Below are 25786 nucleotides of genomic sequence, written 5' to 3'. Positions count from 1 at the left end.
AAAACGGCCCCGGGAGCGGACTCCGGGGGCCGTTCTGATCGCGCGGCTTCGTCGACCCTCAGGCCGTCGGAACCTTGCGCGCCTCAGACTTCTGCGGGATGGCATCGCTGAATGGCGCGGTGCTGCGGTCGTGCAGCGGATGAATCGTCATGTACACCAATCCGATTCCCACGACGACCACCGCAGACAGTGCGACGATCCAGTTGTCGTACCACGGCGCGTCCGGGGTGCGGGGCCACGCCATGTTGATCATCGCGATGACGCCGTAGGCGAGGGCGGCGATGTTGACCGGCAGACCCCATTTGCCGAGCGTGTACTTGCCGCTGGGCACCCAGCCTTTGAGCCGGGCCCGCAGCGCCGCGAGGACCACCATCTGGAATCCGAGGTAGATACCGAAGGCCGCGAAGCTGATGATCTTCGTGATGGCGTCGGTGGACACCTTCGATCCGATCACGATCACCGCGGGCACCAGGGCCGCCAGCAGCAGCGCATACGGCGGGACATGGCGGGTCGCCGAGAACTTGTTGAGCAGCGAGCTGCCCATGATCATGCCGTCACGGCCGTAGGAGTAGGCCAGCCGGCTCGCCGCGGCCTGCAGGCTCATCGCGCAGGACAGGAACGAGATCAGCACGATGACGAGGATGACCTTGGAACCCACCGGGCCGAAGGCCTCGTTCAGGACGGTGCTCACCGGATCGGTGTTCTCACCGGCGATGACGGCGGGGATGTCGGCGACCGCCAGCACGAGGGCGAGGCACACGAACGTCGCGGCGGCGCCGCCGATGTAGATGGTGCGACGCATGGCCTTGGGGATGAGGCGCCCCGGGTTGGGCACCTCTTCCGCGACGTCGCCACAGGCCTCGAAACCGTAGTACTGGAAGACGCCGATCAGTGCCGCGGCGGCGAACGCCCACAGGTAGTTGCCGTCGCCGCCCGCGCCGAAGCTGTCGAACAGGACACCGAGGTTGTGGTGGCGATGTGCGATCAGCAGCCATCCGCCGACGATCAGCGCGCCGATGATCTCGGCGGTGAAGCCGATGATCGCCGCTTTCGCAAGGACTTTCGTGCCCATGAAGTTGACGGCGGTTGCCAGCGCCAGCAGCGCGAGAGCGAACGCGATGGTGTTGTTCACGGTCGCTTCGATCCCGAACGTCGCCGCGATGAACGGGCCTGCGCCGTAGACCACCGAGGCGATGGTGACGAGCAGCGCCACCAGATAGACCCAGCCGGTCATCCACGCATATCGGCGGCCCCACAGCCGCCGCGCCCACGGATACACGCCGCCCGCGACCGGGAACTGCGCCACGATCTCACTGAAGATCAGTGCCACCAACAGTTGGCCCACGCCGACGATGAGGAAGCTCCAGATCATCGGCGGCCCGCCGGTCGCCAGGGCAAAGGCGAACAGCGTGTAGACGCCGACAACGGGGGACAGGTAGGTGAAGCCGAGCGAGAAGTTCGCCCACGGGCTCATGTCGCGCTTGAACTCCGACTTGTAGCCGAGAGCATGCAGATGCGCGGCGTCGTCCTCATCGTGGTACGAGTAGTACCCCTCGTCGGGGCGTTCTGGGCTGGAGGTTGACATCGCCCTACTTTCTTGGGTGATTGAGGTCACTGTAGTGAAGTAGTGCGAAAAACTACAGTCCTATTGTTTAACGGGCAACCGGAACGGCAGAATTTGTTCAAAATCGGGTAGATTGCCGACGACGGACCCTCCAGGAGAGGGTGTTCGCGGAGGAGGAGACGCCGGTGTCGTCGTTGTCGCCCCTCGTCGCGCCAGAGGCCCCGGTGGGCCGGGCCGACGAGATCGTGCAACGCATCACCGAGGCGATCCATCTGGGATTGCTCGACGACGGTGAGCGGCTGCCGGTCGAGGTCGATCTGGCCGCCCAATTCGGTGTCGCACCCATGACCGTGCGGGAAGCCCTGGCCACCCTGCGCGAACAAGAGCTGGTCGAGACGCGCCGTGGCCGCAGCGGTGGGTCGTTCGTCCGACGGCCCGCGGGCCCTCCCGTCGACCAGCTGGCCGCGCGACTGTCTGCGATGAGCGCCTCTGACCTGCGCGATCTGTTCGACGAGCACACCGCGATCGCCGGCCAGGCGGCCCGGCTTGCGGCCGAGCGGGCGGCGCCGTATGTGGTGCGGCGGCTCTTTGCGTTCACCGATCAACTCGACTCGGCCACCACGTTGGGCGACCGCATCCGCGCGGACAGTCGCTTCCACATCGAGGTGGCCGTGGCCTCCCAATCGGCGCGGCTGGCCCGTCGGGAAGCCAACCTTCAGGCCGAAGTCGCCGGCCTGGTCTGGCTGCCCATCGGCCCTCCGGTAGACGTGGGCGCCTACGTTGAGGAGCTGCACGCGATCGCCGCGGCGGTGGCCGCCGAGAATCCGCTAGAGGCGCGTCGCGTTGCCGAAGACCATGTGATGGGCCAGCTTCCGCGACTGACTTCGGTCCATCTCGACCTCACGACCCAGGAACCCGCCGGATGACCGACGACACGCTGGCGCATCGCCTCGCCGAGCAGGCTTCGGAGCCCTTGGAGCCGATCTATGCGCTCCTCGGCCGCATTGCCGAGGTGGTCTTGCGCAGCAGGCCGCCCCGGGCCGCGCTCACCGAGGCGCACTTCAGTGGATTGCAGCGCATGCTCGCCGAGCTACTCCAGGATGAGCGGGGCGTATGGGGCATGGGTTTCATCGCGGCCCCGTTCGTCGTCGAAGGGCGCGAGCGCTATCTCGCCTGGTGGCAGCGGCGCGACGATCGAGTGGCCCGCCTGCGTCTCAACTTCGACCCGACGAGCGTCGACGTCTACGACTACCTGCAGATGGACTGGTATCAGCTGGCGCTGCGCGGCCAAGCGCGCGTGGCCTACGGCCCGTACGTCGACTACAGCGGGTCGGACATGTACACGATCACCGCGACGATCCCGATCGTCACCGACGACGGGACCTTCCTCGGGGTGGCCGGCGCTGACCTGGTGGTCGGCGACGTCGAACGCAAGCTGCTCGAGGTGTTGCGCCAGACGAGCGAGGACGCGGTCGTGATCAGCACCGAACGGCGAGTCATCGCCGCGAACACGCCCCGATGGATCGTCGGCTCACGGCTGCCCGCCATGCCCGCAACCGGGCCGGCCGATGATTCGTCGACGTTCCGCGAGGTCGCCGAGATGCCCCTTGGCATCGGCTGGGTGCTGGCGATCGCCTGGCCCGAAGCCCGCTGAAACCCCAGGTGAATCGTTCGTAACTGACACTTAACAACCAATCCGCTTCCGCCTATTGACATTAAGAATCTACTTCTAGAGTATTTAGTGACCATTCGGTCCCGAGATCTCGGAGGTAATCCCGATGTCGTCCACCACCCTCGGCCCCGTCCCCGTTTTCGACGTCGCCGACCCGGCGTTTTCCATCACGTCGGCCGAGGTCCACGAGGCTCGCGAGCAGAGCTGGTATGCCACCACGCCATACGGCATCGCGGTGCTGCGCTACGAACAGGTCAGCCGGCTCCTCAAGCACCCCAAGCTGCGGCAGGGCAGTGTCGCCTGGCCGGCTCACAACGGCGTGACCGAGGGCCCGTTCGCCGAATGGTTCGCCAGCTGGATCCTGAACAAAGAGGGCGAAGAGCACCACCGGCTGCGCCGGCTCATGAACCCCGCGTTCTCGCCCAAGCTCATCGGTGGTCTGGTGCCGAGGTTTCAGGCGCTCGCCAACGAGCTCATCGACGACTTCGCCGAGCCCGACCGCTGCGAATTCGTCAGCGAGTTCGCCGAACCGTATGCCGCGCGGGTGATCGCCATCATGCTCGGGATCCCCGAGGGCGAGTGGAGGATCATCTCCACCGAATCGGTCACGATCGGGCTGGCACTTGGCGTGACGCTGCGCGACGACCTGCCCAAGATCGAGGCGGCGCTGCAGCGGCTCTACACGTACTGCGACGACCTCATCGCCGATCGCCGGAAGAACCCGCGCGACGACTTCGTCACCGCACTCGTCAACGCTTCACGTCCCGAAGACGGCCGGCTCAGCGACACCGAGCTGCGAGATGCCATGGTGCTGTTGATCTTCGGGGGCTTCGACACGACCCGCAACCAACTCGGCCTCGCGATGCAGACCTTCATGGCCAACCTCGACCAATGGCGGCTGCTCGCCGAGCGACCCGACCTCGGCGGCAAGGCCGTCGAGGAGGTCATGCGGGTCAACCCGACCGTGCGGTGGGTGACGCGAGAAGTGCTGGAGGACTTCGAATACGAAGGCGCGATGCTCACGGCCGGCACCACCGTCCATCTCTACAGTGAGTCGGCGGGCACCGACCCCCGCGTATTCGAGCCGGGTTTCGACATCACCGCTGAGCGCAAGCCGCACTTCGGTTTCGGTGGCGGCGCCCATCACTGCCTCGGGCATTTCGTGGCCCGCTCCGACATGAGCGAGGCGCTGCCGCTGCTGGCCCGCCGGCTGCGCGAGCCCTATGAACTGCCCGGCGCCACCTGGCTGCCCGACTCGGGCAACACCGGGCCGATCCAACTGCCCATCGGTTTCACCCCAGCCCCCTGACCGGCATACGAAAGGACTTCCCATGCGCGTCACCGTCGATCTCTCGCTCTGCCAGGACCATGGCCAGTGCGCCATCGCCGCCCCGGCCGTCTTCACGATGAACGACGACGGCAAGCTCGAATTCAATGGCAACCCCGATGATTCCGAGCGCGACTACGTCGAAGAAGCCGCGGACGTCTGCCCGGCCCAGGCCATCTTCATCGAGGACTGATGTCGACGCCGCGTCACGTCGCCGTCGTCGGCGGCTCGCTGGCCGGCCTTCGGTCGGCTGAGCAGCTGCGCGCATGCGGCCACACCGGGCCCATCACGGTGTTCTCCGCCGAACACCACTTCCCGTACAACCGCCCGCCGCTGTCGAAAGACGCTCTCGCCAACCCTGATTCGATTGCACCCGAGGAGCTGGCCGGTCGCCTGGCCTTCCGCAGGCGGGCCAGCGTTGCTGACGTCGACTTCCGCTTCGGCGCGTATGTGTCAGACGCCGACCTCGACGCCCACGCCGTCACGGTCGATTCCGGCGAGACGGTGTCCTACGACGGGCTCGTCGTCGCGACCGGACTGCGGCCACGCCGGCTCACCGTGCCCGGCCCCGAGCGCGGGCGCCACGTGCTGCGTACCGTCGAAGACTGCCTCGGACTGCGCAACGCGTTGCTGCCCCACAGCCGCATAGTCGTGGTCGGCGGCGGGTTCATCGGCTGCGAGGTGGCGGGAACCCTGAGCGCGCTGGGACACCATGTGACCGTGGTCGAACCGGTCGGCCCACCGATGCAGCGCGTCCTGGGAACCGAACTGGCCACCGCGATCCAGCGCCACCACACCGCCAAGGGCATCGACTTCGTCATCGGAACCGGTGTTGTCGCGTTCACCGGCGACGACGTTGTCGCGGGCGTCGAACTCGGAACCGGCGAGACCCTGTCCGCCGACCTCGTGGTCGAGGCTGTCGGGTCGGTCTGCAATGTCGAATGGCTTGACGGCAATGGGCTCGACCTCAGTGACGGTGTCCTGACCGACAATCATCTCGCGGTCGTCGGCGCCACCGACGCCGTCGCGGTCGGCGATCTCGCGCGCTTTCCTAATCCGCTCTTCGACGGCGTGGCCCGCCGTGTCGAGCACTGGTCGATCCCGAGCGACACCGCCAAACGGGCCGCGGCGACCCTGGCCGGCCGAGTGGCCGGCGAGCCCGACGACACGACACCGTTCGCACCCGTTCCGGCGTTCTGGAGCGATCAGCTCGACCTGCGTCTGCAGAGTTACGGATCACCGGCTCTCGCCGATGAAATCCGTTTCGACGAAGGCACTCTCGACGACCTGACCGGCGGCGTCATCGCGACTTACCACCGTGACGGCCGACATGTCGGGACGGTCGCCGTCAACCTCAGCCCCGCACGGTGCCGCGTGCTCCGTGAAGCCTTCACCGCCGTCGACGTGACGGCGTGAGAACTTCCTTTCCCTTCCCAACAAAGAGGTGACCCGATGACTACGACACCACTCGACTCACATCGACAGGCGAACGCCACCAGTCCCGATCTGGCCGCGGCCCTGGAGACAATCGCCGACCGCGGCGTGGAATTCGTCTATTTCCAAGCGATCACGATCACCGGCCGCGTCGTCGGAAAGGTAGCCCCGGCGCGGCACTTCGAACGACTGGCCACCAAAGGCGTACAGCAGCACCAGACCGCGGTCGCTAACCTGCAGGGCACGCGTGAGGGTGTGCTGCTGGCCGGCGGCGTGAACGCTCCCGAATACACCGCGGTCCCGGACCTGGAGACCTTCGCGGTGCTGCCCTGGGACACCACGTTCGCCCGGGTGTTCTGCCGGCTCTACGAGCCCGACCACCTGGCCGAGGGTGCCGGCGCCGAATTCGCGTGCGATACCCGGGGCTTGCTGCGCCGCATGCACGCCGCGTTCATCGACCGCACCGGCCTGGAACTGCGCACCGGCTGCGAACCCGAGATGACCTGGCAGGGCGAAGGTTTGGAGGCGAGCTTCCGGCCCGGATCGAGTCCTGCCTACCACATCGAGCACCTCGAGCGGAACCGCCCGATCGTCAAGAAGGTGGTCGAGTATGCGCAGGCGCTCGGTCTGGACATGATCGAAGGCGACTACGAAGACGAGTTCCAGGTGGAGCTCAACTTCATGTACGACCGTGCCGATCTCACCGCCGACCGGCTGACCACATACCGCCAGATCTGCAAGCAGGTGGCGCGCGAACTCGGCATCCACGCGAGCTTCATGCCCAAACCGGCCACTGGCATGATGGGCAACGGCTGCCACCACAACTTCAGTTTCTGGCGCGACGATGTCAACGTGCTCGCTGATCCGGGAGTCACCGAGCTGCACCTGTCCGAGGTAGGCCAGCACGCACTCGGTGGACTGCTGGCCCACACCGCCGGCGCCATGCTCGTCAACGGTTCGACCGTCAACTCTTACAAGAGGTATTGGGACGACGGACAATTCGCGCCGTCGCGGATCAACTGGGGCCTCGACAACAAGACCTGCACGGTCCGGTTGTCGGCCAACGGCCGCCTCGAGTACAAGCTGCCCGACGCGAGCGTCAACCCGTACCTGTCGCACGCGGTGATTCTCGCGGCCTGCGAGGACGGGATGAAGAACGCCATCGACCCGGGACAGCCGACGCAGGGCTCGTCCTACGACACCGCGCAGGACACGCGATTCCCCGCCCTGCCGCTGACGCTGGGCGAGGCCATCGACGCCTTCCGCGCCGACGAGGTGCTGACGCAGGCATTCGGACCGAAGTTGTCGGATCTGCTCATCGACTTCCATGCCGATGAGTGGGCTCGATTCTGTGGATACGTCACTGATTGGGAGCGCGATATGTACTGGGATGACACGCCGTGAACCAAAACGGGAACGCACTGAGGCTGGCGTGCCTCGACGCCGAAGCGCCGCCACTGTTTTCGCTGTGGACGCCTGAGCACGGCCGCAAGGGTTACGAACCCGGCGTCGCCGAAGCACTGGGCGCCGAACTCGGCAGGCCCGTCGAGTGGGTACGGGTGCCGTGGGTCGACATGATCCCCGCCGTGCAACGCGGCGACGCCGACGCGGTGCTGTGCGGTCAGGGCATCACCGCCGAGCGGCAGGCGCAGGTCGACTTCACCCGGCCGTACGCGATCTTCCACGAAGGGGTGCTGGTGCGGCGGGGTGCCGACATCCACACACCCGAGGATCTCGTGGGCCGCAAGGTCGCCGCGATCGAGAACAGCACCAACATGGCGCTCGTCGAAACGTTCACCGGCGCAGTGCCGGTGGCATTCGGACCCGGATCCGACGACGTGTACGCCGACATGCTGGCCGCATTGCTCGCCAAGGACGTCGACGCCGTGGTCGACGACGACGTGGTGTTCGTCCCCCTCGGTACGACGCACCCCGACTACGAACTCGCCTTCACGGTGCAGACCGCCAACAAGTGGGGGATCGCGGTTTCCAAGGATCGGCCGGACACATTGGCCGAACTCGATGGTGCGCTCGGCCGGATGATCGATTCCGGCCGCCTGCACGACGTATGGAAGGAATGGCTGCCGACCCTCGACTATCCGTTCGGCGGGTCGCAGTGACCAGACCGCTGGTCGCCGTGGTCGGCCGGCGGGCCGTGCAGGTGCCGATCCTGCGCTTCTCGGCAACCCTCGCCGCCGAAGCCATCTGTGAAGCCGTGTGGGCGGCGGGCGGCGAGCCCGTCGTCCTGCACGGCCCGGCCGCCGATCCGGAGGCCGAACTGCCGGGCCGCTTGGCGGCTTTCGATGGGATACTGCTTCCGGGCGGTGCCGATGTCGCACCCGGCCGCTACGGACAGGAACGCGCGCCCGAGACGCACGACACGGTGGCGTTTCAGGACGACTTCGATCTCGGCGTCACCCGAGCCGTCATCGAACTCGACATGCCGACGCTGGCGATCTGCCGGGGCATGCAAGTCCTCAACGTCGGGCTCGGCGGCAGTCTCACACAGCATGTGCACGAAACGAACACCGCGCACCACAACGCCGTTCACGACGTCGAGGTCGTGAGCGGCTCGCGGCTGCACGCCATCGTGGGCTGTGAGAGCATCGCGGTGTCGTCCTACCACCATCAGGCGCTGGACCGACTTGGCACCGGTTTGACGGTGACGGCCGTCGCGGCCGACGGCATCGTCGAGGCGGTCGAGCACCGGCGGTCCGACATCGTCGCCGTCCAGTGGCATCCCGAGGACCGTCACGCCAGCTCGGACACCGACGCCGCACTGTTCGCCGATCTGGTCGATCGTGCCCGCAAACGAAAGGAAACCAAGTGAGCAGCCCTCAGTCCGCGGAAGACCCGGTGAGCCGTCAAGACGTCACCCCGGATCTGCCGATGCCGGAGACGCCACGCGCCCATGTGTGCGTGCTGGCTTCGCTCAACTTTCCGGACATCAGTCCCGAGGACGTCGCGCTCATCCGCCGGTTCACGCGCCTCGCGCTGACGACGTTGATCGAGCTCGGTGCGTCCTACGAACTGTGGGACACCACGGCTGCACTCGACAATCCCTCGGCTGCAGGAGAATTCGACGGCCTCCTGCTGCTCGGCGGTGGCGACATCGACGGCTCGTGCTACGGCGTCAGCACGCCGAACCCGAAGGCGTACGGTGTCGACGCACGCGCCGACCGCGACGCGTTCGCCGCGATCACCGCCGCGGAGGCCGCCGACCGCCCGATCTTCGGCATCTGCCGAGGTTCGCAACTGCTCAACGTCGCCCGGGGCGGCACCATCATTCCCGACATCGTCGACTACAAACTCCATCACGGCGCACCCGGTGAACCCGAGTTCGTCGACGAGCCGATCGACATCGTGGCGGGCACGCGGCTGGCGTCGATCCTCGGTACCGAGCGGGTCATCGGGCGTTCCGGCCATCACCAGGCGGTCGACCGCGTGGGCGAAGGGCTCGTCGTGGCCGCTCGCGCCTTGGACGGCATCGTCGAAGGCATCGAGGACCCGTCACGCTTCTACCTGGGCGTGCAATGGCATCCCGAAGACGAGTACGGCCCGGAGGCTGACCGGCTCCGGTTGTTCAGTGCGTTCGTCGCCGCGGCGGAGCAGACGCGCCAGGGGAGTGTGGCCTCAGTGGCTTCGGCGGCAGTGAGCGAGTAAGACTGCTCCTGTGGCGATCACTGCACGGGACCTGGCTCAAGTCGAGAGCCTGGGCTTGTCGTTGGTCGCCGGGACGCAGGCCGCCGACCGCGAAATCGCCTGGGCGCACGCCATCGAGCTTGCCGACCCCACCCCGTATCTCGCTGGGGGCGAGCTCGTCATGACGACGGGTATCAACATCGGCACCGACGACGCTGCGCAAGCCGCGTACGTCGCGCGGCTGGCAGCGGCAGGCACCGCTGCCCTCGCCGTCGACACCGGCACCACGTTCACCGACGTGCCGGAGGGTGTGCGCGCTGCCGGTGACCAGACCGGGATGCCGGTGCTCAAGGTGCCTGCCTCGACACCCTTCATCGCGATCGCGCGTGTGGTCATCGATGCGCTCAAGGCCGACGAGCTGCGCTCGGTCCAGCAGGTCGTCGACCAACAGGAAGTGCTCGCACGCGCGACGTTGCGGGGCGGTATCCCCGGCGTGGTGAGCGCACTCGCCGACTGCCTGCCGGCGACCGTCGTCGTCGTCGATACCGACAACACCGTGCTCGCCACCGGAGGGCCCGAGCGGGAGCGGCTGATCGGGCTGCTGACCGAGTCGGTCCCGGCGGGCCGCCGGCACGGCGGTTACGTAACCGCTGACGGTGACGCCTTCGTCACGGTTCAGAATCTCAGGGCGGCCCAGCCGGTTCGAGGCCAGCTCGCGGTGCGGACGGTTGGGCCGTTGTCGAACTCGGACCGCCTGCTGGTCGCGCACGCGGTATCGCTCATCTCGATCGCGATCGAGAAGCCGGCCCGGGTGAGCGACGCCGAACAGTTGTTGCGCACCGCGGTGACACGCGAATTGTTGTGCGGATCCGGATCGGTGGACAGCGCGGTGCTGCGCTACTTCGGTTTTGAACCGGACAGTGACGTCGTCGTGGTGGTGTTCGACAGCGTCGGCCCGGTCTTGGCAGCCGAACAAGCTCTGGGGCGTCTGTTGAACACCTTCCTGATGGCGCCGATCGGCGATGAACTGGTGATCGTTGTGCCTGCGGCCGGAAGCCGGCGTCGACTTCTCAGCGTGCTCTCCGAAGATGAGTTGAGACCCGGTGGCGGCGCCAGCCTGCCCGTCCGGATCTCGGATATCGCCGTGGGCCTTGAGCAAGCGCGTCTCGCGGCCAGGTCGGGTTCCGGCTTCACCGAATTCGTCGAACTGGGCACCTACGGGGTGCTTCTCGGCGGCCGAAGCAGAGCCGAGCTCCGGGTGCTCGCGACTCCTGTGGAACCTCTCGTTGGTGACGAACTGGTCGATACGCTCGAGGCGTTCCTGCGGCGCAATGGCCAGGTCGAAGCCGCCGCATTGGATCTCGGGGTCCACCGGCACACCCTGCGCAATCGCCTGCGCCGCATCAGCGAGGTTTTGGGTGACGACCTTGAATCCGCGGACAGCCGGGCGCAACTCTGGTTGGCGCTCAAGGCGCGACGCCTGCTGGCGAGCCGGCGGTCCGGCTAGATCTGTCGGGTGAGTCCAGGCGCCGTCTTCCGAGGAACCTATCCCAGCGACGGCGGCCCGCTGCGGTACGTCACCGGAGTGGCCGACATCGTGACCGGATTCGCCACTTGCGGGGTGGGCGAATCGGGCACCGACACCTCGGCCTCGATCCCGAGGTCACGCGCGAACGCGAATGCCTCGGCCAGGTCGTTGATCGGCCCGGCCGGCACCCCCACCGCAGTCAGCGCGGTGTACCAATGGTCGGCGCCGTTGCCCTTCAACTCGGTTTCGATCAGAGCGCACAACTCATCCCGGTTCGCCACGCGCTGAGGATTCGACGAAAACCGGGGATCGTCGGCGAGCTCGGGGCTTCCGATGGCGCCGGCAAACGCCCGGAACTGCTTGTCGTTTCCGACGGCGATCGCGATGGGACGGTCAGCGGTGTCGAACGTCTGGTAGGGGGCGATGCTGGGATGGCGGTTACCCATGATCTGCGGCACGGCGCCGGCGCCCAGATAGCCCGAGGCCTGATTGACCATGGACGACAACAAGACCGACAACAGATTGGTGTCGACGCGCTGCCCCTCGCCGGTACGATTGCGGTGGTTGAGAGCAGCGAGGATTCCGCTCAACGCGTGCAGGCCCGCGAGGACATCCACCAGGGCGACACCGGCTTTGGTGGGATCACCCGGCTCGGTTCCGGTCACGCTCATCAACCCGCCGACAGCCTGCACCAGCAGGTCGTACCCGGGCAGATCGGCACCGCCGTCGCGGCCGAATCCGGTGATCGAGCAGTAGATGAGATCCGGACGGATCGCACGCAGGTCGTCGTACCCCAGACCGAGTTTCTCCATGGTTCCCGGCCGGAAGTTCTCCACGACGATGTCGGCCCCGGCCACCAGATCGCGGGCCCGCTGGACATCGGCGGGATCGGTCAGATCCAGCACGACGGATCGCTTGTTGCGGTTCACGGCGTTGAAATACGTTGCCACGCCGGCCGAATCGTAGGGCGGTCCCCACTGGCGGGTGTCATCGCCCACTCCGGGGCGTTCGATTTTGATGACCTCGGCGCCGAAGTCGCCCAGCATCATCGTCGCGTACGGCCCGGCGAGCACCCGGCTGAAGTCGACGACCACCAGTCCGTCCAACGCGTATGCGCTCATGCGCCCGCGCTCCCACCACGCAGATACACCGTGGTGGTGTGGGTGAAGAACTCGCGAGCCGCGCCGCCCTGTTCTTTCGGGCCGAGCCTGCTCTTCTTGGCCCCGCCGAACGGTACGTGCGGATCGGCGCCCGCAGACTCGGAGTTGATGTGCAGGACGCCGACATCGATGTGGTCGACGGCCTGCAACGCACGCGTGACGTCCTGAGTGAACACTGCTGCGGAGAGGCCGAATTCACTGTCGTTGGCCAGGGCGAACGCCTCGTCGGCGTCGCAGGCCCGTTTGACGGCGAGCACAGGACCGAACAGTTCCTCGTTCCAGACGTCCGCGGACGTGCCGTTGAGCTCGACGATCGTCGGCGGAACGAAGTAGCCCTCGGCGAGCAGATCGTCGGTATAGGGATGACCACCGGCCAACAGGGTTGCGCCCTGAGCAGTGGCGGTGTCGATGCCCGTGGAGATCGACTTGTGCGCGGAATCGTTGACGACGGGGCCCATCTGGGTCGCATCGTCGGTCGGGTCACCGACGGTCAGTGCTTGCGCCCGGTCGGCCAGCAGGGTCAAGAACCGGTCGGCGATGCCGTCGGTGACGATCAATCGCGATGTGGCCGTGCACTTCTGGCCGGTGGACCGGAACGCGCCGAGCATCACCTGTTCGACGGCGAGGTCGAGGTCGGTGTCGTCGAGCACCACCGCTGCGTTCTTACCGCCCATCTCGGCCTGCACGGGCACCCCGCGCGCGGCAGCGGCTGAGGCGATGCGACGCCCGATTCCGGTGGACCCGGTGAAGGTGATGGCGTCGATTCCGGCGTGGCCGACGATCGCATCGCCGATTGCCGAGCCGCCGACAAGCAGGTTGAGCACCCCGGCGGGCAGCCCGGCGGTCGTCAGCGCTTCGGCAAGCCGCATCGCCAGTAGCGGAACCGTGCTCGCGGGTTTCCACACCACGGTGTTGCCGTACACCAGAGCGGGTGCGATTTTCCACGCCGGGATCGCGATGGGGAAGTTGAACGGCGTGATAATCCCGACGACACCAATGGGCTTGCGCGTGACCAGGATCTGTTCACCGGCCCGCGGTGAGGCGAAGATCTCGCCGGCCTGGCGATCACCCTCGTTGCCGTAGTAGCGCAGGATCTGCACGGCGCGCCGGACCTCGCCGACGCCCTCGGCGCGGGTCTTGCCTTCCTCCGTGGCGAGCTCGAGCCCCCACGCCTCGGCGTTGCGCTCGGCCACGTCGGCGGCGGCCAGCAGCACCGCGCCGCGCTGGTGGATCGGCGTGGCCGCCCACGCGGCGGCTGCCGAGGTGGCCGCGGCCACGGCCGCGTCGACATCGGACGCGACAGCGCCCGCCCCTTCGGCCACGACGATGCTCGGGCGGGCCGGGTTCAGGCTGCGCAGCTCACCGCCGCTGCCTGCCAACCACTCGCCGCCGATGAGGTGCTGGATCTGTGCGCTCATCGGTGCATTCTCTTCTTCGCGCAGGCGCTCATCAGCGAAACGCCGCCTGACCGGTCAGCGCCTTGCCGATGGAAAGCAGATGCATCTCGGATGTGCCCTCATAGGTCAGCACGGATTCGAGGTTGTTGGCGTGCCGCAGCGGCGAGTACTCCAGCGTGATTCCGCTGCCACCCAACAAGGTTCGGCATTCGCGGGCGATCGCGATGGCTTCCCGGACGTTGTTGAGTTTACCCAGCGACACCTGCTCGGGACGCACGCCTTCGGCGTCCTTGATGCGGCCAAGGTGGATCGCCAGCAGCATGCCCTTGCCGAGCTCGACGGTCATGTTGGCGAGCTTCTCCTGGGAGAGCTGGAAACTCGACAGCGGCCTGTCGAACACCTCGCGGGATTGCGCGTAGGCGATCGCGGTCTCCAAGCTGTCGCGAGCCGCGCCGAGCGAGCCGAACACGATGCCGAACCGGGCCTCGTTGAGACAGGACAGCGGCGCGCTGAGCCCCTCGGCAAGCGGCAGCTGTGCCGATGCGGGCAGACGGACGTTGTCGAGTACCAGCTCGGAGGTCACCGAAGCCCGCAGCGAGAGCTTGCGGTGAATCTCATTGGCGGTGAATCCCGGTGTGTCGGTGGGCACGAGGAAGCCCCGGATGCCGTCGTCGGTCTGTGCCCATACCGTCGCGACGTCGGCGAGATTGCCGTTGGTGATCCACATCTTGGTGCCGTTGAGCACCCAGTCCGCATTTTCTCCGGCGCCGGAGCGCTTAGCACGCGTCCGCATGCCGGCAGGGTTGGAGCCGAAGTCGGGCTCGGTCAGGCCGAAGCAGCCGATCGCGTCGCCGGTCGCCAGCCGCGGCAACCACTCGTTCTTCTGCTCCTCGGATCCGTAGCGGTGGATCGAGAACATCGAAAGCGAGCCCTGCACCGACACGAAACTGCGGAACCCGCTGTCACCGGCCTCGAGCTCCATGCAGGCCAGGCCGTAGCTGACGGCATTGGTGCCCGCGCAGCCGTAGCCGTCCAGGTGCATGCCGAGCACGCCCAGCTTGCCGAACTCTTTGCCGAGTTCCTTTGGCAGCGTGGCTGATTCGAACCACTGCTCGACGTTGGGCTTGAGCTGGGTTTCGACGAACCTGCGTACCGTGGCGGCGATGTCGCGCTCGTCGTCGTCGAGCAGTCGGTCGGTGTCGAACAGCTCGAGCGGCGCGTAGGTGGCCTTCTTGTTCGGTGCGGTTGTTGCGGTCATGGTCAACTCCTTGTCAGAGATTCGCAAAGCCGTCGCGTACGACCTCGAAGGCCTCGGCGAGCAGGTCGTCGGAGATGGTCAGCGGCGGCAGGAAGCGTAGGACATTGCCGAAAGTCCCTGCCGTCAAGGTCAATACCCCGTTGTTCTGGCAGTGTCGGGTGATGGCGGCGACGGCCTCGCGGTTGGGTTCGCGGGTACCCGGCGCCACCAGCTCGGCGGCGATCATGGCGCCCCGGCCACGGATCTCGCCGATGACGCCGGTGGTGGCGGCGATGTCGCGCAGTTGTTGCACCATCAGGTCACCGATCAGGCGGGCACGCTCGATGAGACCGCCGGTCTCGATCTCCTCGAGGACACCGAGTGCGGCGGCGCACGCCACGGGATTGCCGCTGTAGGTGCCGCCGATGCCGCCCGCGTGTGCGGCGTCCATGATGTCGGCGCGGCCGGTGACCGCGGCCAGCGGCATACCGCCGGCCAGTCCCTTGGCGGTGGTGATGAGGTCGGGCACCAGGTCTTCGTGCTCGCACGCGAACCAGGCGCCGGTGCGGGCGATGCCGGTCTGCACTTCGTCGGCGACCAAGATGATGCCGCGGTCGCGGCAGAACTCGGCCACCTTGGCGAGGAACCCTGGTGCGGGCACGATGAAGCCGCCCTCGCCCTGGATGGGCTCGACCACCACGCACGCCACGGCGTCGGCGCCGAGCTGCGCGTCGATGAGTTGCGTGAACTGGCTGAAGGCTTCGTCCGCGCAGTTGTCGGGTCCCGACGGCCAGCGGTACGGGTAGGCCATCGGCGCGCGGTACACCTCGGGGGCGAACGGCCCGAAACCGTGCTTGTACGGCTGGTTCTTGGCCGTCATCGTCATGGTCAGCAGCGAGCGGCCGTGGAACGCGTGGTCGAACACCACGACCGCCGGGCGCCCGGTCGCGGCGCGCGCGTATTTGACCGCGTTCTCGACGGCTTCGCTGCCGGTGTTGAACAGGGCGGTGCGCTTTTCGTGGTCACCGGGCGTGAGCCGGTTCAACGCCTCCGCCACCTCGATGTACGGCTCGTACGGGGTGGCCAGGAAACACGTGTGGGTGTACTGCGCGAGCTGCGCGGCCGCCTTGGAGACCACGGCCGGGGCGGCGTTGCCGACGGTCGTGACCGCGATCCCGCTGCCGAGGTCGATGAACGAGTTGTCGTCCACGTCGACCACGACACCGCCGCCGGCCGCGGCCACGTACACCCCGGCCGCGCTGGCCAGCCCGGCCGGCAGTGCCGCCGCGCGGCGTTCGGCCAGTTCGAGCGAGCGGGGGCCCGGTATGTCGGTGCGGACCCGGCGCACTTGCTGCAGTGCGGGCCCGCCCACGAGAGACGCAGTCATGCGTCCAGGCTAGGCCCGCCGCCCCGATCAGCCGATGGCCGATCTGTACATCTCAGGGATGACTGCTGTCCAACTCGGCCACGACAGGCCGAATGCCGCCCTTGGGCCATACGGTCGAGCCCGGCTTGCGGCCCTCGCGACGGATGCCCCACAACGTGCCTTTCGTGACGGCCTCCTTGATCGCGCCGGCGATACGGCCGCCGATGCGGCCACCGATGTAGACGTTGACCGGGGTGTCGTCCTTGCGGGTGAACTGGAACCGGGCGGCTCGCCGGCCCAGGCCGACGTTGGTCACCGTGTACGCCAGGTCGAGCACGGCCGGTTGAGCACCGGCGATGCGGCTGAGCACGGTGTCGGCCGCGGTGGCGGCTGTGGGTCCGGCGGTGTAGCAACTCATCCGGAGCGGTTGTCCGGACGGGGCGGCCGCGTCACCCGCCGCCACGATGCGGTCGTCGTCGACGCTCGTCAGTGTCTCGTCGGTCAGCAGCCTGCCCAGCGGGTCGGTGCGCAGGCCGCTGCGCCCGGCGAGGTCGGGTACGCCGAATCCCGCCGTCCACACCGTGACGGCGCTGGGCAGGTCGGTGCCGTCGGCCAGCGCCACACTGTCGGCGCGTACCTCGGCCACCACGCCGGTCTCGACAACTCCGACACCGTGCTTGGTCAGCCAGTCGGCCACCGAGCGCCGGGCAGGGTCGGAGAACGACGGAGCAAGCCTGCCGCCGCAGGCCAGGATGACCTTGTGGCCCTGTTCGGCGAGTTCGGCGGCTGTCTCGATGCCGGTGAGCCCGCCTCCGACCACGGTGATCCAGGCGTCCGGGCTCAAGTCCGCGATGGCGCCGCGCAGCCGAGCGGCGTGCTCCAATTCCGCTATGGGGTAGGCGAATTCGGCAGCACCGGGCACCGTTGCCGGAGCGGCACCCGTGCTGCCGACGGCGTAGATCAGATAGTCGTAGGTGAGCGCGCGGCCCGACGCCAATTGCACTGTCCGCGCGGCGGTGTCGATACGGTCGGCGTTGTCCACGACCAGGTTTACGCGGCGGCCGAGAAGCGAACCGTAGTCGGCCGTGGCCTCGCCGGTGCCAGCCGCGAATTGGTGCAATCGCAGGCGCTGGACGAAACGCGGGCGCGGATTGACGAGCGTGATGTCGATTTCGCTGTTCTGCTGTAGACGGTTGGCCGCCAGTGTTCCGGCGTAGCCACCGCCGATGACGACGACGTGCGTGCGGGCGTTCATGGTGTCTCCTGTCCTCACGGGTTCGATGATCACAAGATGCCGCTCACTGCCGAGCTGTGACACGGTGTGACGGGAGTCACCCTCGTGTCTGGGTTGAGCGCGCGTACGGGTTACCGTGACTGCATGAGCGGCAAGCGAGTTCCCGGGGGCGTGGTGCACAAACTTCCCGCCGACCTGCGGGAAGCGCTGATCGGCAACGGCACGGCCCTGGCCGCGTGGAAAGACATCACGCCGTTGGCGCGCAATGAGTTCATCTGCTGGGTCGAAGACGCCAAGCAGCAGGCCACGCGCGAGCGCCGGATCCGCCGCACCCAGGAGGAATTGGAGGAGGGCATGCGCCGGCCGTGCTGCTGGCCCGGCTGCAAGCACCGCGAGCGAAACGGCCGTTAGCGCACGTTCGGGGCCGTCCGCCGGAGGATGTTCTCGGGCCACCAGAACCAGCGGCCGGTCAGGGTCGCGATGGCGGGGATGACGTAGGAGCGCACGATGAGAGTGTCGAGGAAGAGGCCGATCCCGACGACGGTGCCGATCTGGGCGATATTGTGCGCCGAACTCGCCAGCATCCCGAACATCGTGAGCCCGAAGACAAGTCCGGCGGTGGTGACGACACCACCGGTGTTGACCATGGATCGGATGATGCCGGTCTTGATGCCCGCCGGGAGTTCTTCCTTGAAGCGCGCCACCAGCAGCAGGTTGTAATCGGCTCCGACGGCGACCAGGAACGTGAACGCGATCGGCGCGACCGACCAGTGCAGCGGATTGTCGAGCAGGTGCTGCCAGATGAGGATCGACAGCCCGAGCGCGGACAGATAGGCGATCGCGACCGTCGAGATCACGGTGATCGCCGCCACCAGGCTGCGTAACAGAATCAGGATCACGCAGAACACGAACGCGAACGCGGCGACCACGCTGGTGGTGAAGTCCTCCTCGGTGAAGGCCTCGAGATTCAGCAACGTGCCGCCCGGACCGCCGACGCTGACGGTGCTGCCGGCCAGTGATGTGCCCTTCATCGCTTGCAGCGCAGACGGAACGAGCTCGGCGGCCACGTCCATGGCTTCGCGGCTGAAGCCTTCCATCTCGGGTGTGACGATCATGCGGGTGACCTTGCCGTCGGCCGAGAAGAACAGCGGCAAGGCGCGATGGAACAGCGGGCTTTCGAACGCCTGGCTCGGCAGGAAGAAGAACTCGTTCGGGGTGCCGTGGGCGAATGTCTCGCGAATCTCGTTGGTGAACTCGGTGATCTGCGAGATCTGGGGGATGAGCACACCGAGGGCGGCCTGCAGCGGCGAGACGAGCTGAGTCAGCTGATCGACGAACGACGTCAGGCTGCCGATCTGGGCCGACAACTGGGGCAGCGTCGACGATGCCGCGCGAGCGCCGTCGGCCAATCCGGTCACTGGCGCGTTGATGCGGTCGACGTCGTCGAGCAGCGCGAAGCCGGTGAGTACGGATTGGCACGGTGCGAGGGTTTGGCAATTGGGCAGCGATCCGATGAACTGGCGTGCCGGTTCGGCCGTACCGCGGATGTCGGCGAGTTTCGTGGTCACATCGGTCAGCTGCGTCTGCAGCTGTGCGGCACTGTCGTTGACCCGGTCGAACCCCTGATTGGTGTCCGTCAAGGCTTTTCGGGCACCTGAGATCGTGCCGTTGAGCCGGCCAAGCAATGCGCCGAGCGCGTTGAGGTCGTCGAGTCGTTGCGTCAACAGTGCGGTGATCTGGTCGATGCGGTTGCCGATGTACCCGGCCTGGTTGGGCAGGGTCGCCTGTTCCAGCGGGACGCCGAGCGGACGGGTGATCCCCTGGACGTTGTCGATACCGCGGATCTGCAGGATCGCGTTGGTGACTTTGGCCAGTGCGAGCAGATCGGCCGGGTTGCGCATGTCGTGGTCGGCTTCGATCAGAAACAGGCTGGGCGCCATGATGTTCGGCGGGAAGTGGCGGTCTGCCGCGGCGAACCCGAGGTTGGACGGGGTGTCACTGGGCTGAGTGATGCGCTCGTTGTAGCTCACCCGCAGCGTCGGCACGAGCAGCATCAGCACGATGAGAATCGACATCGCGCCCACCAGTACGGGACCCGGCCAGCGGACCACGGTGGTGGCGATACGGCGCCACCGACGCAGCGACGGTTGGGGTTTGGGTTCGAAGAAACCCAGGCGGCTGCCGAGCGCGAGCAGGGCAGGCCCGAGGGTCAGGGCGGCGGCGAGGGTCGCTGCGATGCCGATCGTGCACGGCAGACCAGCCGTGCTGAAGATGGCCAAGCGCGTCACGCACATGCACGCCGTCGCACCGGCGACGGTGATCCCGGAAGCCAGGATGATGTGCTGGGTGCCGCGCATCGCGGTGTAGTAGGCACTGGCCGGGTCTTCGCCGGCGCGACGGGCCTCCTGGTACCGGCCGAGAAGGAAGATGCCGTAATCGGTTCCCGCACCGAGCACGATGACCAGGAGCAGCGCGGACGCGAAGATGGACACGCCGATGATTCCGTGGTCGCCGAGGAACGCGACGAGTGGTCTCGCGACGGCGATGCCCATGCCGACGGTGAGCAGCGGAAGTGCCACGGTGATCGGTGAGCGGTAGACCCAGAACAAGATGATGGCGATCAAGGCGGCGCAGGTCACCATGATGATCAGGATCGAATCGTTGATCTCCACCAGTTCGTCGTTGACGATCGCCGACGGTCCGGTCACGTGCACTCGAATGCCTTGCGGCGCAGGCATGCCGGCGATGGTGTCGCGCACTGCCTGCGTCGACTCCATGGCCAGGGCCGTGCCCATGTTCCCGGCCAGATTCACCAGCGTGTAGGCACTCTTGCCGTCAGCGCTCTGATTTGCCGCCGCGAAGTCCGGTTCCGACCACAGGTCCAGCGCCGACACCACATGTTCGGTGTCGGCGGTGAGGGTGGCCAGAAGCTTGCCGTGGTAGTCGTGTGCCTGCGGGCCGAGCGGCTCGTCACCTTCCAGCAGCACGTAGACGAAGTTGTTCGTGCCCGTTTGCCCAAAGTACTGGCCCATCTTCGAAATCGCCTGCACCGACGGGGCGTCGTCGGGCAGAAAGGACCGGGCATGCTCTTTGATGACGGTTTCCAGTTGGGGCACCGCGAGATTCAGCACGCCCGCCAACGCGATCCAGCCAAGGATGACCGGGATGGCCAACACGTAGAGCGCGTTGGCGAATCTGGGCCGTCGCTCGTCGCCGATCGTCATGACACCAGCACCTGGCAGTTCACCGCTCCCGGCTGGGTTTCCGAGTGGCGCTGATCGCGCACCGCGCCGTCGATCAGGATACGGCAGGTCAGCCCACCGGCCTCCGACTGGGCAACCACGCCACCCGCGACAGTGAGGTTGCGGGTGTGCAACTGCAGTGTCCATGGCAGGGATGCGGTGGCGTTCTGGGCGAACCCTGACTCGTCGAGATAGGACACCGTCGTCGACGCTCCGACTGGTCCCTGTACTTCGTAACTGAGCACTTTCACGCGCGATTCGGCCATCGATGCCGGGCGGTTGGAGTGCCCGATGGCCAGGTCGGGGATGTGGCTCAACCTCAGACTGGCGATGAACATGCCTGTGGCGGTCAGTACGAGGACGACCGTGATGGACACCCATCGTTTTCGCATCGGCAAACCCCCACCCGCCTCGCGTCGGCGCAGCCCGTGGGCTATACCGATCGATCTACATGTGATTACGGCAAACTAGTAGACCGATCGTGATAGTGTCAACGGGCTGTCGGGGGACGGAACGAAGAAGGGCTCCACCGTGGCCGTACGAGATCGCCTCATCGCCAGCGCTATTGGATTGATGCGTCGTCATGGCGTTGCCGGCACCGGAATCTCCGAGCTCATCGATCAAGCCGGCATCGCGCGCCGCTCGTTGTATCTGAACTTTCCCGGCGGCAAATCCGAATTGCTCGCCGAGGCGACCGCGGTGGCCGGCCACACCATCACCCAGGCTGTCACCGCGCTGTCGGGGCACGGGCCGGTGCGCGCCCTCCAGACGTTCATCCAGGGATGGCGTGTCGCGCTCGCCGAGAGTGAATTCACTGCCGGTTGTCCGATTGTCGCTGCGGCCTTGGGGCGTACCGAAGCTCCTGAAGTGGCGGAGGTTTCGGGTCAGGTGTTCACCGAGTGGGAGCGCAAGCTGACCGACGAACTGTGCGCTGCCGACATCGAACCGGCCACGGCCCGGGACATCGCGACGACGACGCTGGCTGCCGTCGAAGGTGCCATCGTGATGGCGATCGCCACCCAGACGGTCGCACCGCTCGATCGCGTCGGGCGAGTGCTGACGGAGCTGATCCGGCAGCACGTCGACAGCTCGTGACCGTTGCCGTGCTCGTGGTGTCTGCGCCGTCCCGCTCCTATGCCGGGACTGGAATCGGCCTTCTCTTGTGACGCACTGTGACGAATGTGCAGGCTTTTGCGCTCTGCGACCGAGATCGCCACAACAGGTTGCACGCTCGCCACAGGAATCGGCTCACCACATACCCATAGGTTGACCTCACGCGGCCCGCAAGCTTGTTTATATTGTGGGTGTGTGCTCATAATGTGAGTGAGCCGTAGATCACACCGCGCTGTGCCAGTGATGTGACCCACCGGCTGGCAAGAGTCGATCTAGGGAGTTCGCCCATGTCACACACCGCAGTGTTGATCAATACCGCGGTCGCGATCCTCGCCGTTGTCGTGATGATCGTGAAGTTCAAGTTCAACCCGGTGGTATCGCTCGTGATCGGGTCCGCCTATCTCGGGTTGGCGGTCGGTCTCGGTGTCGAGAAGACCATCGAGGCGATAACGCTCGGATTCGGCGACATCATGGCCGAGGTCGGGTTGTTGATCGCCTTCGGCGTCCTGATGGGAGCGATCCTGCAACAGACCGGCGCCATCGAGCGCCTCGTCGAGCTGCTGCTGCGCCTGTTCGGCCCGAAGCGTATGCCCTATGCGATGTCGCTGACGATCGCGACCGCCCTGCAGTCGATCTTCCTCGACGTTCTCCTCGTCATCTCGGCGCCGCTGGCACGCAATCTCGCCAAGCGCATCGGCAAGAACGGCACCGCCCGGATGGCGGTGGCGATGGCGATCGGCCTCGAATGCGGCATCGTGCTCACGGTTCCCGGCGTCGGCGCGCTGGCGCTGGCCGGACTGCTCGGTGTCCCGCTCGGCAAGATGCTGCTGTTCGGCGTGTGCCTGGTGATCCCGACGGTCGCGATCTCGGTGGCCATCATGTCGTTCCTGTTCAACCACGGCTGGTGGGACGCCGATCGCGACGAGCAGCCGTTCCTTGGGGAAGAGCCGACCACCGACGAGCCCGGTGACACCGACGCCGACGCCACCGGCGGCGTGGCCGTCAAGACGGCGACGACACCCCGTACGCAAACCCCGCTACTCGTACTGTTCGCGCCGATGCTCGCCGCATTGGTGCTCATCGCGACCGGCGCGATCCTCGACGCGGCCGAAATCCACAATCCCATCGTGAAATTCGTGTCCTCCCCGGTGATCGCGCTGCTGATCGGCCTCGTCGGCACGAGCTTCGTCGGCCGTCACGCGTTGGGAGCCGAGGCGATCCAGAAAGCGATCGCTACAGGCTTCAAGGAGAGTGGCCAGATCCTCATCCTGACCGGCGTCGGCGGTTCGCTCGCAGCCACGATCAAGGCCGCAGGGCTTGGCGACATCCTCGGCGAGTACTTCACCGCGAGCACCGCCGCCCCGCTGTTGGTGGTGTGGGCGATCGCCGCGGCGCTGCACGTCGCGGTCGGCTCGGTCACCATCTCGGCGATCACCTCAGCAGGCATCCTGGCCCCGGTCGCGCCGATCATCGGCCTTGACCCGGTGCTCATCGCGCTCGCCGCCGGCGCGGGTTCGCTGTTCGCGGTTCACGTCACCAGCAACACGTTCTGGCTGCTGCAGTCGCTCATGGGGCAGTCCACCCGTGGCGCGCTCAAGACCGTGACGGTCGGCGTATCGGTGGCCTCGGTCGTCGCGATCCTGCTGATCCTGCCGGCCAGCCTATTGTTCTGACACCTACGGAAAGACCATGACTGACAAAGGTATTCGGGTTATTCGCCCTCTCGCCGGTGTGCGGGTGCTCGAACTGGGCAACTACATCGCCGCACCGACCGCCGGTCGCATGCTCGCCGACTTCGGAGCCGAGGTCATCAAGGTGGAGCGGCCGGTCACCGGCGACGAACTGCGCAACTGGCGGCTCTACGCAGGCACCACATCGATGCTGTACCGCACGATCAACCGCAACAAGAAGTCGATCGTGCTCGACCTGAAGACCGAGCGGGGCCGCGGCGTCGTGCTCGATCTGCTCAAGCACTGCGATGTCCTGCTGGAGAACTTCCGGCCCGGCACGCTCGAGAAGTGGGGGCTGGGGCCACAACAACTCGATGAGGCGAACCCGAATCTGGTGATCACGCGCATCTCGGCGTTCGGCCAGACCGGTCCGCTCGCCCAGCGGCCCGGCTTCGCGGCCGTTGCCGAGGCCTACGGCGGATTGCGCGAACTGGTCGGCGATCCCGACCGCCCACCGGTACGCACCGGGGTGTCCATCGGCGACTCGATCGCCGGCATCTACGCCGCATTCGGCACCGTCATGGCTCTGTTCCAGCGCCAACGCACGACTGTGCCGTTGGAGCAACGCATCGTCGACGTCGCGCTCAACGAGGCGATTCTGTCGGTGATGGAATCGCTGGTTCCCGACTACCTTGCCTACGGCGTCAAGCGCCAACGCGTGGGCGGGCGAATGGAAGGCATCGCGCCGAGCAACGCCTACCCGTGTGCCGATGGCACCAGCATCATCGTCGCGGGCAACGGCGACGCGATCTACCAGCGCTACATGACCACGATCGGCCGCCCGGATCTCGCGGCCGACCCCGACTTGCAGACCAACGCCGGACGCTGGCAGCGCCGCGACGAACTCGATTCCGCGATCGCCGAATGGTCGAGCCGGCTCACGCGCGACGAAGCGCTCAAGCTGCTCGACGAGGCCGGGGTGCCGTCCGGGCCGATCTACACGGCCGCCGACATCTGCGACGACGAACAGTACGAGTCGCGAAACATGATCCAGCACTTCGATGTCGACACCGGCGGCACCGAGCCGCAATCGGTCGGATTTCCCGGCATCGTGCCGGTGATCGGCGGCGCGTCGCTGCCCATCCGCAGCGTCGGACCCGACCTGGGCGAGCACACCCACGAGGTGTTGTCGAACCTGCTTGGTCTCGACGACGAGGAAATCGGAGCTCTCACATGACCATTCCGCAACCCCGCTCCTACACCCCGCAAGCCGAGCTGCGCGATGTGACGTTGCGCGACGGTCTGCAGTTGACGGCCAAGATGCTGCCAACCGATCTCAAAGTCGAAGTCATCCGCGAACTTCTGGCGATCGGCGTGCCCGCACTCGAGATCGGGTCGATGGCCCGGCCCGATCTCGTGCCACCCCTCGCCGACACCCTCGACGTGGTTTCGGCGTTGACGCCTGAGGAACTGGACAAGTGCTGGATCTGGGTGGCCACCCCGAGGCACGTCGAAAAGGCGGCCGGGGCGGGTGCGCGCCACTTCCAGTACTGCTTTTCGGCATCCGACTCCCATAACAAGGCCAACATCGGCCGCGACACCGAGACCAGCGTGGCCGCGATGCCTGATGCCGTACGCATCGCGACCGAAGCGGGGGGCTCGATCCAACTGTGCATCGCGACTGCGTTCACGTGCCCGTTCGAAGGGCTGATCGACCCGCAGCGGGTGTGGGCGATCGCGTCGGACCCGCGCACCGATGGCGCGAGCGACGTCGTGGTGTGCGACACGATCGGCCAGGCCATCCCGACCCAGGTCGGCGATCTGATCCGAGGCCTTCGCACGTCGAATGCCGAGCGCCGCATCGTCTTTCACGGTCACGACACGTGGGGTCTCGGCGTGGCCAACAGCTTGGCGGCCATCGACGCGGGCGCGACCATGGTCGATGGATCCCTCGGCGGCCTTGGCGGTTGCCCCTTCGCGCCGGGTGCCAGCGGCAACACGTCCAGCGAGGACCTGTTGTTCGCCTTAAGGCCGCCGTGGTTGACCCCGAATGCCCTCGCATCGCTCGTGCAGCTGTCGGACAAGGTGCTCGCCGAGATCGGTGAACCGAATCGGTCGAAGGCCGCGCAGGGCGCGCGGTCGAGCGCCACCGCCTTCCCGTGGGTCATCGGTGGTGCGGCCGCGGAGTGCACTGAGTGAG

General features: G+C 66.8%; 23 protein-coding genes. 15 read left to right on the top strand and 8 right to left on the bottom strand.

From position 1 onward, the window contains the following. Positions 1-58: 58 nt before the first annotated feature. The gene (locus tag ACRCUN_RS12510) at positions 59-1585 is read right to left on the bottom strand and encodes an APC family permease (protein ID WP_462141951.1); all 1527 of its coding nucleotides are present in this window, start codon (positions 1583-1585) and stop codon (positions 59-61) included. 164 nt (positions 1586-1749) lie between these two features. On the opposite strand from ACRCUN_RS12510, the gene ACRCUN_RS12505 reads away from it, so the two are divergent. The 10 genes from ACRCUN_RS12505 to ACRCUN_RS12460 all read left to right on the top strand — a co-directional run bounded on the left by ACRCUN_RS12505 (position 1750) and on the right by ACRCUN_RS12460 (position 11146). Further along, positions 1750-2490: a FadR/GntR family transcriptional regulator gene (locus tag ACRCUN_RS12505; RefSeq protein ID WP_462141950.1), complete on the top strand. Its 741-nt coding sequence runs from the start codon at positions 1750-1752 to the stop codon at positions 2488-2490. Then, positions 2487-3218, top strand: a complete 732-nt coding sequence (locus tag ACRCUN_RS12500; protein ID WP_462141949.1) for a PDC sensor domain-containing protein — start codon at positions 2487-2489, stop codon at positions 3216-3218. The genes ACRCUN_RS12505 and ACRCUN_RS12500 overlap by 4 nt, the downstream gene beginning before the upstream one ends. Positions 3219-3342: 124 nt before the next feature. Then, entirely contained in the window at positions 3343-4545 is a 1203-nt protein-coding gene (locus ACRCUN_RS12495; RefSeq protein WP_462141948.1) for a cytochrome P450, read from the top strand. Between the two features lie 22 nt (positions 4546-4567). Beyond that, complete coding sequence (locus tag ACRCUN_RS12490) at positions 4568-4756, top strand: ferredoxin (protein WP_067856493.1); 189 nt, start codon at positions 4568-4570, stop codon at positions 4754-4756. Continuing rightward, positions 4756-5979 carry an NAD(P)/FAD-dependent oxidoreductase gene (locus tag ACRCUN_RS12485; protein ID WP_462141947.1) on the top strand — a complete coding sequence of 408 codons (1224 nt, stop codon included), beginning with the start codon at positions 4756-4758 and terminating at the stop codon, positions 5977-5979. Before ACRCUN_RS12490 ends, ACRCUN_RS12485 begins: the two co-directional genes overlap by 1 nt. Positions 5980-6015: 36 nt before the next feature. Then, complete coding sequence (locus ACRCUN_RS12480) at positions 6016-7401, top strand: glutamine synthetase family protein (RefSeq protein ID WP_462141946.1); 1386 nt, start codon at positions 6016-6018, stop codon at positions 7399-7401. Beyond that, complete coding sequence (locus ACRCUN_RS12475) at positions 7398-8117, top strand: ABC transporter substrate-binding protein (protein ID WP_462141945.1); 720 nt, start codon at positions 7398-7400, stop codon at positions 8115-8117. Before ACRCUN_RS12480 ends, ACRCUN_RS12475 begins: the two co-directional genes overlap by 4 nt. After that, positions 8114-8827 (top strand): gamma-glutamyl-gamma-aminobutyrate hydrolase family protein, encoded by a 714-nt coding sequence (locus tag ACRCUN_RS12470; RefSeq protein ID WP_462141944.1) that lies wholly within the window; start codon positions 8114-8116, stop codon positions 8825-8827. Before ACRCUN_RS12475 ends, ACRCUN_RS12470 begins: the two co-directional genes overlap by 4 nt. Beyond that, the gene (locus ACRCUN_RS12465) at positions 8824-9660 is read left to right on the top strand and encodes a gamma-glutamyl-gamma-aminobutyrate hydrolase family protein (RefSeq protein ID WP_462141943.1); all 837 of its coding nucleotides are present in this window, start codon (positions 8824-8826) and stop codon (positions 9658-9660) included. Before ACRCUN_RS12470 ends, ACRCUN_RS12465 begins: the two co-directional genes overlap by 4 nt. Positions 9661-9670: 10 nt before the next feature. Beyond that, entirely contained in the window at positions 9671-11146 is a 1476-nt protein-coding gene (locus ACRCUN_RS12460; RefSeq protein WP_462141942.1) for a PucR family transcriptional regulator, read from the top strand. Between the two features lie 38 nt (positions 11147-11184). Here ACRCUN_RS12460 and ACRCUN_RS12455 read toward each other — a convergent pair whose 3' ends face one another. From ACRCUN_RS12455 to ACRCUN_RS12435, 5 genes are read right to left on the bottom strand one after another with little or no spacing between them, the layout of a single operon-like run. Beyond that, the gene (locus ACRCUN_RS12455; protein WP_462141941.1) at positions 11185-12288 is read right to left on the bottom strand and encodes a CaiB/BaiF CoA transferase family protein; all 1104 of its coding nucleotides are present in this window, start codon (positions 12286-12288) and stop codon (positions 11185-11187) included. After that, the gene (locus ACRCUN_RS12450; RefSeq protein ID WP_462141940.1) at positions 12285-13745 is read right to left on the bottom strand and encodes an aldehyde dehydrogenase family protein; all 1461 of its coding nucleotides are present in this window, start codon (positions 13743-13745) and stop codon (positions 12285-12287) included. The genes ACRCUN_RS12455 and ACRCUN_RS12450 overlap by 4 nt, the downstream gene beginning before the upstream one ends. A 31-nt stretch (positions 13746-13776) precedes the next feature. Further along, positions 13777-14982 carry an acyl-CoA dehydrogenase family protein gene (locus tag ACRCUN_RS12445; protein ID WP_462141939.1) on the bottom strand — a complete coding sequence of 402 codons (1206 nt, stop codon included), beginning with the start codon at positions 14980-14982 and terminating at the stop codon, positions 13777-13779. Positions 14983-14995: 13 nt separating this feature from the next. Beyond that, on the bottom strand, positions 14996-16348 hold the full coding sequence (gene gabT / locus ACRCUN_RS12440; protein WP_462141938.1) for a 4-aminobutyrate--2-oxoglutarate transaminase: 1353 nt from the start codon (positions 16346-16348) through the stop codon (positions 14996-14998). A 52-nt stretch (positions 16349-16400) separates the two neighbouring features. Beyond that, a complete protein-coding gene (locus ACRCUN_RS12435; RefSeq protein ID WP_462141937.1) occupies positions 16401-17582 on the bottom strand; it encodes an NAD(P)/FAD-dependent oxidoreductase in 1182 nt (393 codons plus the stop codon). 123 nt (positions 17583-17705) lie between these two features. Between ACRCUN_RS12435 and ACRCUN_RS12430 the strand changes: the two genes are divergently transcribed. Beyond that, a complete protein-coding gene (locus ACRCUN_RS12430) occupies positions 17706-17972 on the top strand; it encodes a YdeI/OmpD-associated family protein (protein ID WP_462141936.1) in 267 nt (88 codons plus the stop codon). Here the strand turns inward: ACRCUN_RS12430 and ACRCUN_RS12425 are convergent. Then, positions 17969-20785 (bottom strand): MMPL/RND family transporter, encoded by a 2817-nt coding sequence (locus ACRCUN_RS12425; RefSeq protein ID WP_462141935.1) that lies wholly within the window; start codon positions 20783-20785, stop codon positions 17969-17971. The two genes, ACRCUN_RS12430 and ACRCUN_RS12425, sit on opposite strands and share 4 nt — an antisense overlap. Then, entirely contained in the window at positions 20782-21195 is a 414-nt protein-coding gene (locus ACRCUN_RS12420; RefSeq protein WP_462141934.1) for an MmpS family transport accessory protein, read from the bottom strand. Before ACRCUN_RS12420 ends, ACRCUN_RS12425 begins: the two co-directional genes overlap by 4 nt. Positions 21196-21334: 139 nt before the next feature. Between ACRCUN_RS12420 and ACRCUN_RS12415 the strand changes: the two genes are divergently transcribed. From ACRCUN_RS12415 to ACRCUN_RS12400, 4 genes are all read left to right on the top strand, one after another. Beyond that, positions 21335-21898 carry a TetR/AcrR family transcriptional regulator gene (locus tag ACRCUN_RS12415; RefSeq protein WP_462141933.1) on the top strand — a complete coding sequence of 188 codons (564 nt, stop codon included), beginning with the start codon at positions 21335-21337 and terminating at the stop codon, positions 21896-21898. Positions 21899-22203: 305 nt separating this feature from the next. Next, on the top strand, positions 22204-23589 hold the full coding sequence (locus ACRCUN_RS12410; RefSeq protein WP_462141932.1) for a GntP family permease: 1386 nt from the start codon (positions 22204-22206) through the stop codon (positions 23587-23589). Positions 23590-23605: 16 nt separating this feature from the next. Further along, positions 23606-24823 (top strand): CaiB/BaiF CoA transferase family protein, encoded by a 1218-nt coding sequence (locus ACRCUN_RS12405; RefSeq protein ID WP_462141931.1) that lies wholly within the window; start codon positions 23606-23608, stop codon positions 24821-24823. Beyond that, positions 24820-25785, top strand: a complete 966-nt coding sequence (locus tag ACRCUN_RS12400) for a hydroxymethylglutaryl-CoA lyase-like TIM-barrel protein (protein WP_462141930.1) — start codon at positions 24820-24822, stop codon at positions 25783-25785. Before ACRCUN_RS12405 ends, ACRCUN_RS12400 begins: the two co-directional genes overlap by 4 nt. The last annotated feature ends 1 nt before the right edge of the window (position 25786 follow it).

The organism is Mycobacterium venezuelense, from assembly GCF_054919535.1.
Note: the sequence above shows the minus strand (reverse complement) of the source record. Positions and strands in the feature narration are given on the sequence as shown.

Bases quoted from the DNA above. Each gene is read 5' to 3' on its own strand.
- ACRCUN_RS12490 (WP_067856493.1), top strand. From the start codon at position 4,568: ATGCGCGTCACCGTCGATCTCTCGCTCTGCCAGGACCATGGCCAGTGC.
- ACRCUN_RS12480 (WP_462141946.1), top strand. From the start codon at position 6,016: ATGACTACGACACCACTCGACTCACATCGACAGGCGAACGCCACCAGT.
- ACRCUN_RS12410 (WP_462141932.1), top strand. From the start codon at position 22,204: ATGTCACACACCGCAGTGTTGATCAATACCGCGGTCGCGATCCTCGCC.
- ACRCUN_RS12435 (WP_462141937.1), bottom strand. From the start codon at position 17,582: ATGAACGCCCGCACGCACGTCGTCGTCATCGGCGGTGGCTACGCCGGA.
- ACRCUN_RS12400 (WP_462141930.1), top strand. From the start codon at position 24,820: ATGACCATTCCGCAACCCCGCTCCTACACCCCGCAAGCCGAGCTGCGC.
- ACRCUN_RS12510 (WP_462141951.1), bottom strand. From the start codon at position 1,585: ATGTCAACCTCCAGCCCAGAACGCCCCGACGAGGGGTACTACTCGTAC.
- ACRCUN_RS12500 (WP_462141949.1), top strand. From the start codon at position 2,487: ATGACCGACGACACGCTGGCGCATCGCCTCGCCGAGCAGGCTTCGGAG.
- ACRCUN_RS12445 (WP_462141939.1), bottom strand. From the start codon at position 14,982: ATGACCGCAACAACCGCACCGAACAAGAAGGCCACCTACGCGCCGCTC.
- gabT (WP_462141938.1), bottom strand. From the start codon at position 16,348: ATGACTGCGTCTCTCGTGGGCGGGCCCGCACTGCAGCAAGTGCGCCGG.
- ACRCUN_RS12455 (WP_462141941.1), bottom strand. From the start codon at position 12,288: ATGAGCGCATACGCGTTGGACGGACTGGTGGTCGTCGACTTCAGCCGG.
- ACRCUN_RS12420 (WP_462141934.1), bottom strand. From the start codon at position 21,195: ATGCGAAAACGATGGGTGTCCATCACGGTCGTCCTCGTACTGACCGCC.
- ACRCUN_RS12485 (WP_462141947.1), top strand. From the start codon at position 4,756: ATGTCGACGCCGCGTCACGTCGCCGTCGTCGGCGGCTCGCTGGCCGGC.
- ACRCUN_RS12430 (WP_462141936.1), top strand. From the start codon at position 17,706: ATGAGCGGCAAGCGAGTTCCCGGGGGCGTGGTGCACAAACTTCCCGCC.
- ACRCUN_RS12405 (WP_462141931.1), top strand. From the start codon at position 23,606: ATGACTGACAAAGGTATTCGGGTTATTCGCCCTCTCGCCGGTGTGCGG.
- ACRCUN_RS12450 (WP_462141940.1), bottom strand. From the start codon at position 13,745: ATGAGCGCACAGATCCAGCACCTCATCGGCGGCGAGTGGTTGGCAGGC.
- ACRCUN_RS12495 (WP_462141948.1), top strand. From the start codon at position 3,343: ATGTCGTCCACCACCCTCGGCCCCGTCCCCGTTTTCGACGTCGCCGAC.
- ACRCUN_RS12425 (WP_462141935.1), bottom strand. From the start codon at position 20,785: ATGACGATCGGCGACGAGCGACGGCCCAGATTCGCCAACGCGCTCTAC.